Raw genomic sequence first — 14,491 nt, forward strand, 5'->3', positions numbered from 1 at the left:
GCGATCGGACGGTTTCGTCCTCACCCTCAGTCGTCGGCTGACGCAACGACCTGCCGGTCATCTTCGTCCTCGAGCAACCGGTCGAGCGCGTCGACCATCGCCTCGACGCTGGCGCGGGTGATGTCGGCCTCGCTCCGGGCGACCGTCACGCTGCGGTCGTCTCGAGCCATCGTGACCTCGACGGTGACGACCGCATCCGTGCCTCCGGTGACGGCGTCGACGTGGTAGGCCTCCAGATCGGCGTCCGCAGCGGATCCGATCGCCTCGCGGACGGCGGAGACGGCGGCGTCGACGGGACCCGACCCGGTCCCCGAAGCAATGCGCTCCTCGCCAGCGACGGAGAGTCGAACGCTCGCCGTTGGCACCTCGCCGCCGCTGGTCGCGTTCAGGTCGAGCAGTTCGACCGTCCGATCGCGGTCGGCGCCGGTGACGTCCTCGGCGATCGTGAGGAGGTCGGCGTCGGTCACTCGTCGGCCGCGGTCGCCGAGTTCGGTCACTCGGGTGGCGATGGTCCCGACCTGCTCGTCGGTCGCGTCGACGCCGTGTTCCTCGAGCGCGGCCCTGACGCCGGCCCGGCCGGTGTGCTTACCGAGCGCCAATCGACGTTCCCGTCCGACGGTCTCGGGCGGGTAGGGCTCGTACATCCTGTCGTCCTTCAGGGTACCGTCGGTGTGAATGCCGCTCTCGTGGGTGAACGCGTTCTGCCCGACGACGGCCTTATTGGGCGCCAGTTCGACCCCCGTCGCCCTGGCGACTCGCTGGGCGAGGTCGTAGAGTTCGCTCAGTTCGATCGTCTCGACGTCGTAGACGTGCTCGAGCGCGATGGCAACCTCCTCGAGGGCGACGTTTCCGGCACGTTCGCCGAGCCCGTTGACGGTACAGTGAACCAGGTCAGCGCCCGCGGAGACGGCGGCGAGGGCATTGGTCACGCCTAGCCCGAGGTCGTCGTGCGTGTGGGCGCTGACTGGGCCGAGTTCGGCCAGTCGGGAGACCGCCTCTGCCGTCCGCTCCGGACCCGTGTGCCCGACGGTGTCGGCGAAGCAGGTCCGGTCGGCGCCCGCCTCGAGGGCGGTCGCCATCAGGGTCTCGAGATAGTCGAGATCGGCTCGCGAGCCGTCCTCGCCGATCACTTCGACCCAGAGGCCGTGATCCGCAGCGTAGCCGACCAGGTCGGCGGTCGTTTCGAGGACATCCTCACGGGTGCTGCCGACTTTCCCCTCGACGTGGCGGTCACTCGCGGGTACGACGAGGTGGACGCCGTCGACGTCGCACTCCAGGGCGAGGTCGATATCGTTCCTGACGCCACGGCAGAAGCTCGTCACGCGAGCCTCGAGGTCGAGGTCGGTCACGCGGGAGATGGCTTTCCGCTCGCCTGCACCAGTACACGCGCTCCCGGCCTCGATGACGGCGACGCCGGCGCGCTCGAGGGCGCGAGCAATATCGACTTTCTCGTCCGGCGAGAGCGAGACGCCGGGGGCCTGTTCGCCGTCTCGGAGGGTCGTATCCAGCAGTTCGACGGACGTGTCAGTAAGCGGGGTAGGTGGGCGGGTCATAGGATCGGTGGAAAAGTCGTTATCGGCGAATTTCGCGGCCAGCCGGGTCGCCCCGACTTCCTCTATCCTCTGACGATGAGAACGAGTCTCGTGTCATTGTATCTCAACCGTGGCTCCGTCGGTGGTTAAAGGCGCCGGTCACGGCACTACCTGCCACGCGACGGAGATGGCCTGACAGGACAGCTCAAGTTTCGAGAAGCAGTTTTTCACCGGGTTCGACCGCTTCGGCGGCGCCCGCCGGTAACTCGAGGATGAGGTCGGCCCGTGCTCGGGCGAATCCCCGCCAGGGTCGGAGGGTTTCCACCCGCTGGACGACGCCGTCCGCGACCCAGATCACGTCGAGCGGGACGAACACGAACAGCATGTGAATGTCGCGGGTTTTCGCCCGGTCGAATCGAAAGGCGAGCGCGTAGTCGTCGGGGAGCGAGCGACGAAACATCAGCCCGCGAGTCTGCTCCAGGAGGGAGTCGGCGGTGTCGACGGTCGTCGCGAGCGTCCGCGCCGCACCGTCGGGGTCGTACACGACTGTCACGGCCTCGAGTGGCGGCGGCAAGGTAAAAGGCGTATCGACACCGAGGGCGGGCACAGACCACAGATTCAACTTCGCTCGAACGTACACAGTGGTATGGAGAAGACGCCACGGGGAACGTCGGTCGGTGTCGACGATCCCTACGCGTTCGCCGGCGTCTGCGATCACCTCACCAGCGACGGGAAGTGCCGGTACGCCTTCGATCACTACCAGCACGACCCCGAGTTCGCCCGCGAGCGAGCCGCGGCGAACTACGCGTGCGTAGTCGCCAACGCGGACGGCGACTGTTCCGGGTGTCGCGATGCGAACGAGTCGATGTCGGATAAGAACGAACTCTCCCCCTGGGCCACATGCCCCCACTTCCGGTCCCGGACGACCGAACGCGAGTGCGCTCGCTGTGGCCTCGAGGAACACCGACTCGGCCAGGTCCCCGACGAGTCGACCATCTCCGGCGAGCGCCCACTACTCGAGGAACACCACCTGTCCTACGCTCGAGATGGCGAGGCCGTCGGCCACGAGATCACGATCTACCTCTGTCGGTGGTGTCACGCGAAAGTGCACAACTCGTGGGCACGGATAACCGACGATGTCGCTCCCGATCCGGAGGCACTCGCCGAGCGTGAGGGCCGTCGGTCGCTCGAGCAGTCCGAACTCGGGTTTGAGACCGCCGCTGATCGGGCAGGTCGGTCGCACGAAGAGCGCTAGAATTCTATAATTGGTCGCCGACCGTGACCCACTGCCGGAGTAACGGTTTTCCCCTTTCGCGTGCCATAGTGTGGTATGGTGGTCACTACCCAGCGTGACGACGCCACCTGGTACGAGTGTGAGGAGTGCGGCCTGTTGTTCGACCTCGAAGGCGACGCCGAAGAACACGAACGCCACTGTGACGCCGAAGGCCCGTCGTACATCCAGTGACCTCACTCGCGGCCAGCGGCGACTCCGTCGCTTACTCCTCGAACCCCGCTCGAGCGCGGTGCTCGGCGGCTCGGTTCTCGGCTTCCTCGAGCGTGTGCGTCGCCTCCCAGCGCACCTGGTCGGCGCTCTCGTAGGCGAGCGCCGTCTTGAGTTCGTCCTGGAGGACGCCCGAGCCGACCGTTCGAACCTTGCCGTCCGCGTCGCCGAGTTCGTAGATCCCTGGGCGGTCCGGCGCCTGCGCGACGGCTGCACGCTTGAAATCCCGCCACTGTTTTCGAAGTGGCATCACTCGGACCCGTGTTTCTCGTCTCGTTCGTTTCGCTCGTCTCGCCCGTCTCGTTCGTTTCGCTCGTCTCGCCCGTCTCGTTTGTCTCGTTTGTCTCGTTCGTCTCGCCCCTCTCCCTCGACCAGTTCGTACGCGTGCTCGCTCATCTCGTCCTCGGCGAATACGAACACCCGGCCGTCGACGACGTCGTGATCCGCCTCAACCCGAACGGAGTAGCCCTCGGTGGTCACGGTAACCCCGGGAAACAACTCCTCCTCGTCCGTCGACTCGAGCATGACTCGCCCGACACCCGTCGCCTCGAGGATGTCCTCGTGGGTGTTTCGATCGTTGACGTAGGTCATCACGCCCTCGACGCCGTCGGGACCGGTGACCAGGACGTGGACTTCCTTTCCCGGCGGGGACCGAACGCTTCCCTCCTTCGGTTCCGGAACGCCGTTGTAGAACGTCTCCCGTCCGTCGAGGTAGCGAACGACGACGCCGCCGTCGACCAGTTCGACCGGCAGCGTGCTCGGGGCGACGTTGCTTCGCGTGCTCATACGCACCTCTTGGGGGCGGGCGGCAAAAGCACCACGGACTGTCCGTGGCACTCGAGGGCGGGACGATGGCGCTGCTACCGGTAACGCACGACGCCGCTGCTATCGCCGACACACGTTGGCACTCCTATCGTCGACTCCGCAATTGCGGCCAGAACCGCACCGACCATCAGCCGTAAATAGCCCGTACAAGAGAGACACCGTATGGAAGGCCGGGCGACCGCACCCGCTGCTGGGACGATACTCAACGCCCTGGCGACCGGCACGGGCGCTGCGTTCGCGATCGACCTCGAGACGACCGCGACGGTCGAACTCGACGGTTCGGAAGACGTCTCCGGGACGGTCGGGAGCGCTCCCGACGCCGACACCACGTTGATCGAACGCTGCATCGAGCGCACGCTCGAGCACTACCGCGAAGCAGCCGACCTCGAGGCGTCGATTCGCGGCGGAACGGTCGCGACCGAGAGCGAGGTACCCCTTGCCTCGGGGCTGAAGAGTTCGAGCGCCGCCGCCAACGCGACGGTGCTCGCGACGCTCGACGCACTCGGACTCGCCGACGACGTGGACCGACTCGAGGCCTGCCTGATCGGCGTCGAGGCCGCCAGGGACGCGGGCGTCACCGTCACCGGTGCGCTCGACGACGCGAGCGCGAGCATGCTCGGGGGCGTCACGATCACCGACAACACGGAGGACCGGTTGCTCGAACACGACCGAGCGGGACTCGGGGACCACGCCGCCATATACACCCCGCCGGAACAGTCGTTCAGCGCCGACGCCGACGTCGACGCCTGCAAACGGATCGACTCGATGGCTACCCTCGTTGCCGAACTCGCCCTCGACGGACGCTACGCCGAAGCGATGACCGTCAACGGCTTTGCGTTCTGTGGCGCTCTCGAGTGTTCGACCCAACCGGTGCTCGAGGCGCTTCCGGACGCTGCAGGCGTCTCACTCTCCGGGACGGGACCGAGTTACGTAGCCGTTGGTGAGCGGAACGCACTCGAGAGAGTGTGTGAGCGGTGGCGAGACAGACCTGGGACAGCGCGGCTGGTTCGAACGCGAACCGACGGAGCCACAACGTTATGACGAACGATTCAGAGACCACGACTGACGAACCGAACGACGAAGGACGGGCACCCGAGGAGATGGACCTCCAGGAGCTACGCGAGGAGATCCAGGACATCGACCAGGATCTCGTCGAGTTGATCGCTCGACGGACGTACGTCGCGGACACGATCGCGAAGGTGAAAGCCGCCGAGGGGTTACCGACGACGGACGAAACGCAGGAGGCTCGAGTGATGGAGCGAGCGGGTGAGAACGCAAATCGGTTCGACGTCGACGACAACCTGGTCAAGGCGATCTTCAGGTTACTGATCGAGTTGAACAAAGTAGAACAGCGCGAGTCTCGGTAACCTGTCACGAATCGTCCAGGTTTAAGGTGTTAATCCTCGAGCACTAGTGCATGTTAGAACCAGGTGTCGTCCTTGCGTTCATTCCCGTCGCAATCGCCCTCATCGTCTCACCTGGGCCGGACAGTATCTACACGCTAACTCGGAGTATCAGCGACGGACGTACCGTCGGTGTCACTGCCGCATTTGGATCTTCGACGGGGAGTGTCGTACACACGACAGCGGCCATGCTTGGACTCTCGGCAATTCTCCAAACGTCCGCGCTGGCATTCACCGTCGTCAAATTCGTCGGTGCGGCGTATCTCGTGTATCTCGGCGTGCAGACGTTGAGAAATTCGGAGGAATTCGAGATCTCGCCGGAGAGCACTACCTACACGCCGAGTGAGTCGTTTCGAAGTGCCCTGCTAATTAACGTCCTGAATCCGAAGGTGGCGGTGTTCTTCCTCGCTTTCCTGCCGCAGTTCGTCCGGCCAGGAAGTTCTACCGCCCTCCAGATTTTCACGCTCGGCGTGTTGTTTGCGAGTCTCGGATTCCTTTATCAGGCAATGCTCGCGGTATTCTCCGCCCGAGCAAGGCGAGTGATTACTGAACGCGAACTCGTGAAAGATGCCCTTCGTGTGGCCAGCGGAAGCGTCCTCATCGGATTCGGGGTTAAACTGGCGCTCGAACGAAGAACTTCGGCTTAGGTTTACGAGAGAATACTTACGTTGCCAACTGCCATTCCGGACGCTATGAAGAATGCGGCAAAGTAGATGGAATCTGTAACGTCAGTCCGAGACCTGACCAAGGTTTCCCAAAGGGCAGCACGCGAAGACCGATAGCGCCAGTCGCAGGTGTAGTTGACCCGGAATTCGGTGACTCAATCCAGCCCGAGACTCAGTTTCAGTGCTTCGTCCACCTCGGCCATGGTCGTCTCGCTCAGACTCCCGACAACCGAGTGAAGCCGCTTTTCAATAGAGACGACGCGAATCTGGTCGAGGCGAACTGAGGAGTTCTTCTCGAACGGTGACCCATCCTCTTCGACCAGCACCTCGAACGGGTAGCCTCGATACGTACCTGTCGCCGGAGCAACGATGGTCGTACTGGAGTTGCGATTTCCAATATCATTTTGCACAATCACCGCAGGTCGAGTCTTTTTCATCTCATGGCCTTCGGCAGGGTCGAGACGAACGACTACGACATCGCCACGCCGAACCTCGGTATCATCGCTCATTCATCGAGTCCGTTCCACGCCTCGTCAGATGCCCCCTTCCACTCCTCAGCGAGATGATCAGCGCTCTCGGAAGCCTCGCGGTAAGCCGCGGCTAATTCGTCCTCGTCGGGTCGGTCAGACTCGACTTCGACAACGGCGACGGTCACGCGCTTGTTTGCGTACTCCGTCCCGAGGTAGATTCGACCTCGGTCGTCGGTCTCGTTGGTTCGCAGGTCGTGAGCATCCACTTTCGTCATGTGACTCACTACGATTCACTTCTGGTTAAGTCTTACCCACTATTACCCACGAGAGTTATTCTTCCGTGAACGTACCATAGATTTCACCTAGCTGAACAAGGTTGAGCAGCGGGAGAACCGATAGCAAAGTAGCGGGTTTGGGCTACTAAGCGCTCTATTCATCACGATCGACTGTCAATAATGGCGCCAATGACCAACGCACCCTCTGTTCGGGAAGCACGAGCAGAGGATGCTCCCCATCCAGGACGTCGCGCGGGCATCGTGGCAGACAGCATCTGATCCGATCATTGGTCGAGAGACTGTCACAGCGTTCATAAATTCGTGGTTCGATCCAGTAAAGCTCGTTTCTGACGATATACAACCAGGTGACCGCCCCTTTTTCGTTGCAGAACTCGAGGAAGAAGTTGTTGGGTTCGCAGAGGTTCTGCCTGGAGATGACCAGAAAACGTTCCACCTGTATCGAATCTACGTTCTTCCCGAACAGTGCGGCGAGCAAATTGGTAGTACCCTTCTCAAACGCGTAGAGTGCGAAACACGGGTTCGGGGCGGCACACCCCTTCGCCTGTCTGTGTTCGCGGCGAACGATATTACAGTCCGCTTTTACGAATCACGAGGGTTCCAGCGAATAGAAACAGTCACTGACAAAACGTTTGACGAACAGCGTTATCGCTACAGAATGCACGTGGAAAACGGCTCCTGTGATCATCGCCCTCTGTTCCGGTCGAACTACTGCCTCGAGTTGATGGCTGTCTACGCGATCACCGTCATCATCGAAATCGTCACCCTGACCATGCTCCTGGTCGCGAGCTACAAACGTCACGAAGAAACGGTCGAGAAGTACACGCCGTACCTGCCGGCGTTCTCCGCGGCCGTCCTCGTCGCGATGGGACTCGGGTTCGTGGCAGGGGTGTTGTAATTCCGCTCGATGGTTCGTCAATCGGTCGGTAAAAATTCGCCGCAAAATCGCGTTTCAGTCTCGCAGGGAGAGAGAAAGCACCCGGCTTACTGGAACGTTCGGCCGACCTGCTCTTCCTTCGTCTGTGGTTCGCTCGACTGGAACTGCGATTCGATCTCCTCGTAGCGCTCGCGCGTATCCTGGGTCACACTCGGCGGGACTTCCTGGAGCGCTTGCTCGAAGTGGGCCTCGCTGACCCGGACGTTCCCGACGGCCTCACCGATGTCTTCGGGATCGACCGATTCGATGAACTCCCGGGTCGCGGCCATAGACGCCTCGCGGCAGACGGCCTCGATGTCCGCGCCGACGTAGCCCTCCGTCTGGCTCGCGAGCCAGTCGAGGTCGATTCCCTCAGCCAGCGGTTTGCCGCGGGTGTGGACTTCGAAGATCTTCTTGCGGGCCTCCTCGTCCGGCACGGGCACGTGGATGTGGCGGTCGAGCCGTCCAGGACGGAGCAGGGCCGTGTCGATCAGATCCGGCCGATTCGTCGTCGCGATGACGACCACGTCCTCGAGTTCCTCGAGGCCGTCGAGTTCGGTCAGTAGCTGGGAGACGACCCGCTCGCCGACGCCCGAATCCATCTGGCCGCTGCCGCGTTCGGTCGCGATGGAGTCGATCTCGTCGAAGAAGATCACGGTCGGTGCGTTCGACCGGGCCTTCTCGAACACCTCGCGGACGCCCTTCTCGGACTCGCCGACGTACTTGTTCAGCAACTCGGGACCCTTGATCGAGATGAAGTTCGACTGGGCCTCGTTGGCGACGGCCTTCGCGAGCAGGGTCTTTCCGGTCCCTGGCGGCCCGTACATGAGGACGCCCTTCGCAGCCTCCATGTCCATCGCCTGGAAGACCTCGGGGTAGTCCAGCGGCCACTGGATGGTCTCCTGGAGCCGGTCTTTCGTCTGCGTGAGGCCGCCGACGTCGTTCCAGGTGACGTCCGGCACCTCGACGAACACTTCCCGGAGCGCCGACGGCGTGATGCCCTTGAGCGCCTCTTTGAAGTCCTTCTCGGTGACGCTCAGACGCTCGAGTACCTCGGCGTCGATCTCCTCCTGTTCGAGGTCGAGTTCGGGGCGGATGCGCCGGAGGGCGTTCATCGCCGCCTCCTTCGTCAGGCTCTCGAGGTCGGCACCGACGAAGCCGTGGGTGTTCTCGGCGTACTGGTCGAGGTCGACGCTGTCAGAGAGCGGCATCCCGCGGGTGTGAACCTGCAGGATCTCCGTCCGACCGTCCTTGTCCGGGACGCCGATCTCGATCTCACGATCGAATCGGCCACCACGGCGGAGCGCAGGATCGATCGCGTCGACGCGGTTGGTCGCCGCGATGACGGTGACGCGCCCGCGCTCTTCGAGCCCGTCCATCAGCGAGAGCAACTGGGCGACGACGCGGCGTTCGACGTCACCGCCAGCCTCCTCTCGCTTGGCTGCGATGGAGTCGATCTCGTCGATGAAGACGATCGCCGGGGCGTTCTCCTCGGCTTCCTCGAACACCTCGCGGAGTTGCTCTTCGCTCTCGCCGTAGTACTTCGACATGATCTCCGGGCCGGAGATCGTCTTGAAGTGGGCGTCGATCTCGTTGGCGACGGCTTTCGCCATCAGGGTCTTCCCGGTGCCGGGCGGGCCGTGGAGCAGGACGCCCTTTGGCGGCTCGATGCCGAGTTGCTGGAACAGTTCTGGATGACGCATCGGCAACTCGATCATCTCGCGAACCTGGTCGAGTTCGTTGTCGAGACCACCGATGTCCTCGTAGGTGATGTTCGGAATGCCCTCGCGACCGCCGGCACCAGCGCTGATCTGCTCGGCAGGAGTCTCGGAGATCTGGATCTCCGTCGAGTCCGTGATCACGACCGTCCCTTTCGGGGACGTCGAGGCGATCTTCAGGGGGACCGACTGGCCGGAACTGGCCATCGGGCCGAACGAGAGCGAGAAGGGCACCGTCTGGCCCTCGGTGACGGCCTGGCCGCTCAGTTTGTCGCGAACGAGCGGGCCGATGTCACCACGGATCCGGAGGTTCTGAGGAAGTGCCACGGAGACGCTCGAAGCCTGTTTCACGTCGGCTTTCTCGACGGCGACGCGGTCGTCGATGCCGACACCGGCCTCCTGGCGGATGCGACCGTCGATGCGGATGACGCCTCGGCCCTCGTCCTCGGGATACCCTGGCCAGACGCGGGCGACGGCCCGGTCCTCGCTGTTGCCCTCGATCAGGATGTAATCGCCGTTCTCGAGGCCGAGTTCGCTCATCGACGAGCGGTCGATGGCGGCCAGTCCGCGACCTGCGTCTTTTTGCTTGAGGGGTCTGACGGTGAGTTTCATTGGGATGCCTCTAGGTCGATAGTGAGGACCCCGTTTTTCATAAACGCTTGCGCGTCACTCGCCTGTACCGGCACCTCGAGTTCGTACTGTTCGTCGCCGGCGACGACGAGAACGGTCCCGTCGACGATCTCGGCGGATGCGTCGGCGGTGTCGCCACCGAAGTCGATGACGATCGTCGATCCATCGTCGTTCTCGAACCGACGGACCAGTCGTTCGTCATCGCGAGCAAGTTGTGCTATTTTCATTGTAACTAACCCCAGGTAAGCTGTGCTACTATAAATACGTTTCGTAGGTGAATCGCCATACGTGAATAGAAAACCCGATATCGGTAGTGTAGCGGTCCCACTCCGACTGGTCGACGAGAACTGACGACGGCAGTAACGAAACGGGCGATCCCCGTCATCCCCACTTATCAGGGCGCCCGTCGTGTATCTGCGTATGCACACGGTGGAACACCACGGACGCGAAACGGCATACGTGCGTGCTGACCGCGACGGATCAGGGGAGCCGATCTGTTTCGTTCACGGCAGCGGCGGTTCGAGCGCCGTCTGGAAGTCCCAGCACCGCCTCGGCAGCCAGCGACCCATCGTCGCGCTCGATCTGAGCGGTCATGGAGAGTCTGAGGACGTCGACGCAAATTCGGGTTACACGACACTCTCGGCGTACGCCGACGACGTCATCGCGATCCTCGAGGAGACGGGCGCACGCGTGCTCGTTGGCAACTCTCTGGGCGGGGCCATCACCATGCACGTCCTCCTGGAGCGAGCGGACGAGGTCGATCTCGACGGAGCGATTTTGACCGGGACGGGGGCTCGACTTGGGGTGCTCGAGGACCTCCGGTGGTGGCTCGAGAACGACTTCGAGCGGGCGATCGAGTTCCTGCACGAACCGGATCGGCTCTTTCACGACCCGGATCAGCGCCTGCGGACGATCTCGATGGAGACCATGCGCGAGTGCGGGCAGACGGTCACGCGTCGGGACTTCCTCACGTGCCACGAGTTCGACGTCAGGGATCGACTTCACGAGATCGAGATCCCCGTCCGGGCGATCTACGGCGAACACGACCAGCTGACGCCGCCGTGGTTCCACGAGTACCTCGTCGAGGAGATTTCGGACGCCGACGGGGTCGAGATCCCCGACGCTGCCCACCTCTCGATGCTCGAGCGACCGACCGCGTTCAACGAGGCGCTGGTCGGATTCCTCGAGAGAATATAGATTAGATTATTCTATATAGTACTATGTATGTGACGTATTCTCGAGCGTCTACTCTCGATCAAAATAGTTCGGTATGGATTTCAGGGTCAGCAAACGACAGTGGTCTACAATTTCCTCTCGTACGCCCCTCTGCCGGAAACCCACACCTGAGTTAGGAATCTACCGGGTGTGTTACTGAGCCGAGGGAGATCTATAGATTTGTATAGATTTATATGTTCGTGATTGCGTGGTTTCGATATGGAAACGCGAAAAGTCCAGGTGACCGGTGGGTCGACGTACACCGTCTCGCTCCCGAAGTCCTGGGCAACCGCGAACGACGTCAGCGCCGGATCGGTCGTCGAGTGCTACCCAGAGGACGACGCCCTCCTGTTGACGCCCCAGCGCGAGAGCGACCGCCAGAAGGGAACCCTCGACATCTCGAACCTCGAGGGCGAGCGCCTCACGCGGGCGGTCATGACGATGTACGTCAGCGGCTTCGACATCATCGCGCTCGAGGCAAGCCGCATCACGACCGACCAGCGCCGGGCAATCAGGAGCGCGACTCAGGGCCTGGTCGGCGTCGAAGTCCTCGAGGAGACGACCAACAGCGTCGTCATCCAGGACCTGCTCGACTCCTCGGAGCTGTCCATCGTCAACGCCGTCAATCGGATGCGCCTGATCGCCGCGTCCATGCTCGAGGACGCCGTCACGGCGCTCATCGAGAACGACGACGACATCGCTCGCGACGTGATCGAGCGCGACGACGACGTCGATCGGCTCTGGCTCGTCGTCTCCCGCATCTTTCGTGCGACGCTCCGCTCGCCCCGGGCCTCCGAAGAACTCGGCGTCTCCCGTGAGGACTGCTTCGATTATCACTCCAGCGCCCGCCAGCTCGAGCGGGTCGCCGATCACGCGGTCAAGATCAGCAAACTCGCGATGAAGCTCGAGGACGTATCCGAGGAGGTCGCCGACGCGCTGGTCGAGCTGTACGACGAGACGTTCGACGTCTTCGAGAAGTCCCTCGACGCGCTCTTCGCCGACGACACCGACGAGGCGACGGAGCTGGGCCACGACGCGCTCGAGGCCGTCCTCGAGATCGACGAACACACGCGATCGATCGACCACCTGCTTCGGGACCTCGACTCGGTCCAGGCACAGTCGCTCGGACTGATCGTCGACTCCCTCTCCCGAAGCGCCGACTACGGCGGAAACATCGCGGAGACGGCACTCCAGAAGGCGGCGCCCCGTCCCTGACGCTGCTACTAACGACGCCGCTTCTCGGCAGTCGTCCGTGGCGGTACGGAGCTGACCAGAGGAATCGGGAGAACAATTAGCATCGGTTTTCACTCGTTCGTGTGAGCGGGCGGGTACAGGGCCCTCCAGGGGCGCTGGTACGCCAATGTCACCTGTGCAAAACGGTCCCGATACGCGAACAGCCGACGAGCTCGACGACGAACCGGCTCCGCCGATGTACACTGCCGTCGTCGTACGCTACGACGACCGTCCCGATCGCTGTACGATCGCACCGAGGGCGGCGTCTGCAACCGAGAACGGGTTCGATACGGTAACGACGTGGCTCACCGCGAACGTAGACGTGTTCGTCGACCTCGAAGAGATGCGGTGACGGTGAGTCGCCGAACGATCGCTTACTCGAGAAGGACGGCGTTGACCTGACCGACCTGTCCAGGACGCGAGGTGACGCGGGCCTGGCCTTCGCTCGTGTCGATGACGGCGCCCTTCGTGATGATATTTCGGCGCACGTAGTTGGGGTTGGCGTCGTTCTCGACGACGTCCGTGATCTCGGCGGTCACCGTCTCCTCCCCGGTGCTGACGCTGACGACGTCCGTCGCGAGCGCACGAGTCTTCTCGCTGTTGCCACGGGCGTCGATGGTGCGGAAGCGAGGCTCGCCGACCTGGGTCTCGGTCGGGTGGCGACCGAGCTGGTGTTTGCGTCGGTTGTTGAAGGGCTTCAGTCGTCCGCCGGTGCGCTTGCGCGTAGAGCGTCCCTGATCTTTCATACGCTCACGAAGTCGCGGCGCATACTTGAATGCACCTCTTCGGATCGACGCCTCGAGACCCCGTTCTGCTGCCATCGCTCGCGCGATTGGCACCGATAGCGACTAACTGAGTCGACGCTGTCGAGGCCGTGGGTCTCGTTAGATACGTTCGATCACGGTCTCAGTGATACCGGTATTGACGACTCTGTAGCCGTATATGCCGGTCATAGCATCGTACTTACGGAGATAGGCAAATCCCTCACTCGATGGTCGACAACCAGCTTCGAACGGTGAGCGGTCTGGCAACGCGGCGGAAGTTCATCGCGGCGACTGGCGCGGTGGGGACGGGCCTAATCGCCGGGTGTGCAGAGAACGAAGCGAGCGCCGACGGGAACGGTGGCAACGGCGGAAATGGTAACAACGAAAACGCCATCGAGGGAACCGTTCGAATCTCCGGAAGCAGTACCGTCTTCCCCGTCTCGGAGGCCGCCGGCGAAGAGTTCTCCACTACGCACGACGGGTTCGAGTACGAACTCTCGAGCGACGGGAGCACCGGCGGGATGGAGAACTTCTTCATTCCCGGTGAGAGCGCCATTACCGGGGCGAGCCGGCCGATTCTCGAAGCGGAGATCCAGAACTGTCAGGACAACGGCTTCCAGCCGATCGAGTTCCAGTGTGCGGGCGACGCCCTGACGGTGATCGTCAACCCCGAAAACGACTGGCTCGACTGCGCCGACTACGAACTGATGCAGGCAATCTGGCTGCCCGACAGCGCCCCCGAGACGTGGGCCGACATCGACTCTGACTGGCCCGACGAGGAGATCGAGCTCTTCGGCCCCGCCACGACATCGGGGACCTACGACTACTGGACGGGCGAGGTGCTCGACGACTTCCGGAGCATCCGCGAGGACTTCCAGGGAACCGAAGAAGACGACCTCATCGCCGAGGGCGTGTCCGGAAATCCCTACGCACACGGCTACCTCCCCTACGCGTACTACGACAACAACCCCGAGGGCATCAAAGCTCTCGAGATCGACGGCGGCGACGGGTGTACGGCGCCGGGTCTCGAGGCCGCCTCCGATGGATCCTACCCGCTCGCTCGGCCGATCTTCTGGTACGTCAACCAGGAGAGGCTCCAGGAGGACGAGGCTGTGCAGGCGTTCGTGGAGTTCGCCATCGAACTCTCGGGCGACTTCGAGGTCGTCTCCGAGGAGATCGGCTACGTCGCGATGAGCGACGATGCGGTGCAGAACAATCTCGACCGCCTGCAGACTGCCATCGATGGCGACATCAGCGAGGAAGAGGCGATTCCGTCGGCCAACTAATCAGATTGACACGTCCAGAACGTTCCAATGTTTTCGACAC

Annotated in this window: 18 protein-coding genes and 2 pseudogenes; 11 read left to right on the plus strand and 9 right to left on the minus strand. The window is 62.7% G+C overall.

Features of this window, described 5'->3' with window-relative positions:
* Positions 1 to 26 precede the first annotated feature (26 nt).
* Positions 27 to 1,553, minus strand: coding sequence for a (R)-citramalate synthase (locus NGM15_RS04405; RefSeq protein WP_253435790.1), 1,527 nt, complete (start codon positions 1,551 to 1,553; stop codon positions 27 to 29).
* A 184-nt stretch (positions 1,554 to 1,737) separates the two neighbouring features.
* Positions 1,738 to 2,085: a DUF192 domain-containing protein gene (locus NGM15_RS04410; RefSeq protein WP_253435793.1), complete on the minus strand. Its 348-nt coding sequence runs from the start codon at positions 2,083 to 2,085 to the stop codon at positions 1,738 to 1,740.
* A gap of 93 nt (positions 2,086 to 2,178) precedes the next feature.
* Between NGM15_RS04410 and NGM15_RS04415 the strand changes: the two genes are divergently transcribed.
* On the plus strand, positions 2,179 to 2,787 hold the full coding sequence (locus NGM15_RS04415) for a DUF7097 family protein (protein ID WP_253435796.1): 609 nt from the start codon (positions 2,179 to 2,181) through the stop codon (positions 2,785 to 2,787).
* Between the two features lie 75 nt (positions 2,788 to 2,862).
* The gene (locus NGM15_RS18675) at positions 2,863 to 2,997 is read left to right on the plus strand and encodes a DUF7128 family protein (RefSeq protein WP_256498985.1); all 135 of its coding nucleotides are present in this window, start codon (positions 2,863 to 2,865) and stop codon (positions 2,995 to 2,997) included.
* A 31-nt stretch (positions 2,998 to 3,028) separates the two neighbouring features.
* Here NGM15_RS18675 and NGM15_RS04420 read toward each other — a convergent pair whose 3' ends face one another.
* Positions 3,029 to 3,283 (minus strand): DUF7508 domain-containing protein, encoded by a 255-nt coding sequence (locus NGM15_RS04420; RefSeq protein ID WP_253435799.1) that lies wholly within the window; start codon positions 3,281 to 3,283, stop codon positions 3,029 to 3,031.
* Positions 3,283 to 3,819, minus strand: a complete 537-nt coding sequence (locus NGM15_RS04425) for a DUF5796 family protein (RefSeq protein WP_253435801.1) — start codon at positions 3,817 to 3,819, stop codon at positions 3,283 to 3,285. The genes NGM15_RS04420 and NGM15_RS04425 overlap by 1 nt, the downstream gene beginning before the upstream one ends.
* A 201-nt stretch (positions 3,820 to 4,020) precedes the next feature.
* Between NGM15_RS04425 and NGM15_RS04430 the strand changes: the two genes are divergently transcribed.
* From NGM15_RS04430 to NGM15_RS04440, 3 genes are read left to right on the plus strand one after another with little or no spacing between them, the layout of a single operon-like run.
* Positions 4,021 to 4,899, plus strand: a complete 879-nt coding sequence (locus NGM15_RS04430; RefSeq protein WP_253435804.1) for a shikimate kinase — start codon at positions 4,021 to 4,023, stop codon at positions 4,897 to 4,899.
* Positions 4,896 to 5,225, plus strand: a complete 330-nt coding sequence (locus NGM15_RS04435) for a chorismate mutase (RefSeq protein WP_253435806.1) — start codon at positions 4,896 to 4,898, stop codon at positions 5,223 to 5,225. The genes NGM15_RS04430 and NGM15_RS04435 overlap by 4 nt, the downstream gene beginning before the upstream one ends.
* A gap of 50 nt (positions 5,226 to 5,275) precedes the next feature.
* Entirely contained in the window at positions 5,276 to 5,908 is a 633-nt protein-coding gene (locus NGM15_RS04440; RefSeq protein ID WP_253435809.1) for a LysE family translocator, read from the plus strand.
* A 173-nt stretch (positions 5,909 to 6,081) separates the two neighbouring features.
* Here the strand turns inward: NGM15_RS04440 and NGM15_RS04445 are convergent, their stop codons facing one another.
* Together NGM15_RS04445 and NGM15_RS04450 are read right to left on the minus strand one after the other, a co-directional pair.
* A complete protein-coding gene (locus NGM15_RS04445; protein WP_253435811.1) occupies positions 6,082 to 6,435 on the minus strand; it encodes a type II toxin-antitoxin system PemK/MazF family toxin in 354 nt (117 codons plus the stop codon).
* Complete coding sequence (locus NGM15_RS04450) at positions 6,432 to 6,671, minus strand: hypothetical protein (RefSeq protein ID WP_253435814.1); 240 nt, start codon at positions 6,669 to 6,671, stop codon at positions 6,432 to 6,434. Before NGM15_RS04450 ends, NGM15_RS04445 begins: the two co-directional genes overlap by 4 nt.
* A gap of 229 nt (positions 6,672 to 6,900) precedes the next feature.
* Here NGM15_RS04450 and NGM15_RS18890 point away from each other — a divergent pair.
* Positions 6,901 to 7,296 (plus strand): annotated as a pseudogene (locus tag NGM15_RS18890) (GNAT family N-acetyltransferase); the annotation flags it as partial.
* A 76-nt stretch (positions 7,297 to 7,372) separates the two neighbouring features.
* Positions 7,373 to 7,587 (plus strand): annotated as a pseudogene (locus NGM15_RS04455) (hypothetical protein); the annotation flags it as partial.
* Positions 7,588 to 7,673: 86 nt separating this feature from the next.
* Here the strand turns inward: NGM15_RS04455 and NGM15_RS04460 are convergent.
* On the minus strand, positions 7,674 to 9,935 hold the full coding sequence (locus NGM15_RS04460) for a CDC48 family AAA ATPase (RefSeq protein ID WP_253435817.1): 2,262 nt from the start codon (positions 9,933 to 9,935) through the stop codon (positions 7,674 to 7,676).
* On the minus strand, positions 9,932 to 10,180 hold the full coding sequence (locus tag NGM15_RS04465; protein ID WP_253435818.1) for a DUF7127 family protein: 249 nt from the start codon (positions 10,178 to 10,180) through the stop codon (positions 9,932 to 9,934). Before NGM15_RS04465 ends, NGM15_RS04460 begins: the two co-directional genes overlap by 4 nt.
* A gap of 193 nt (positions 10,181 to 10,373) precedes the next feature.
* On the opposite strand from NGM15_RS04465, the gene NGM15_RS04470 reads away from it, so the two are divergent.
* From NGM15_RS04470 to NGM15_RS04480, 3 genes are all read left to right on the plus strand, one after another.
* The gene (locus NGM15_RS04470) at positions 10,374 to 11,150 is read left to right on the plus strand and encodes an alpha/beta fold hydrolase (protein WP_253435821.1); all 777 of its coding nucleotides are present in this window, start codon (positions 10,374 to 10,376) and stop codon (positions 11,148 to 11,150) included.
* 237 nt (positions 11,151 to 11,387) lie between these two features.
* Positions 11,388 to 12,383 carry a phosphate signaling complex PhoU family protein gene (locus tag NGM15_RS04475; protein WP_253435824.1) on the plus strand — a complete coding sequence of 332 codons (996 nt, stop codon included), beginning with the start codon at positions 11,388 to 11,390 and terminating at the stop codon, positions 12,381 to 12,383.
* 145 nt (positions 12,384 to 12,528) lie between these two features.
* Positions 12,529 to 12,753: a DUF7511 domain-containing protein gene (locus tag NGM15_RS04480; protein ID WP_253435827.1), complete on the plus strand. Its 225-nt coding sequence runs from the start codon at positions 12,529 to 12,531 to the stop codon at positions 12,751 to 12,753.
* A gap of 22 nt (positions 12,754 to 12,775) precedes the next feature.
* On the opposite strand, the gene NGM15_RS04485 is transcribed toward NGM15_RS04480, so the two are convergent.
* The gene (locus NGM15_RS04485; RefSeq protein WP_253435829.1) at positions 12,776 to 13,147 is read right to left on the minus strand and encodes a 30S ribosomal protein S8e; all 372 of its coding nucleotides are present in this window, start codon (positions 13,145 to 13,147) and stop codon (positions 12,776 to 12,778) included.
* Between the two features lie 245 nt (positions 13,148 to 13,392).
* On the opposite strand from NGM15_RS04485, the gene NGM15_RS04490 reads away from it, so the two are divergent.
* On the plus strand, positions 13,393 to 14,451 hold the full coding sequence (locus tag NGM15_RS04490) for a PstS family phosphate ABC transporter substrate-binding protein (protein WP_253435832.1): 1,059 nt from the start codon (positions 13,393 to 13,395) through the stop codon (positions 14,449 to 14,451).
* The last annotated feature ends 40 nt before the right edge of the window (positions 14,452 to 14,491 follow it).

This window comes from Natronosalvus halobius (genome assembly GCF_024138145.1).
Taxonomy (GTDB): Archaea; Halobacteriota; Halobacteria; order Halobacteriales; family Natrialbaceae; genus Natronosalvus; species Natronosalvus halobius.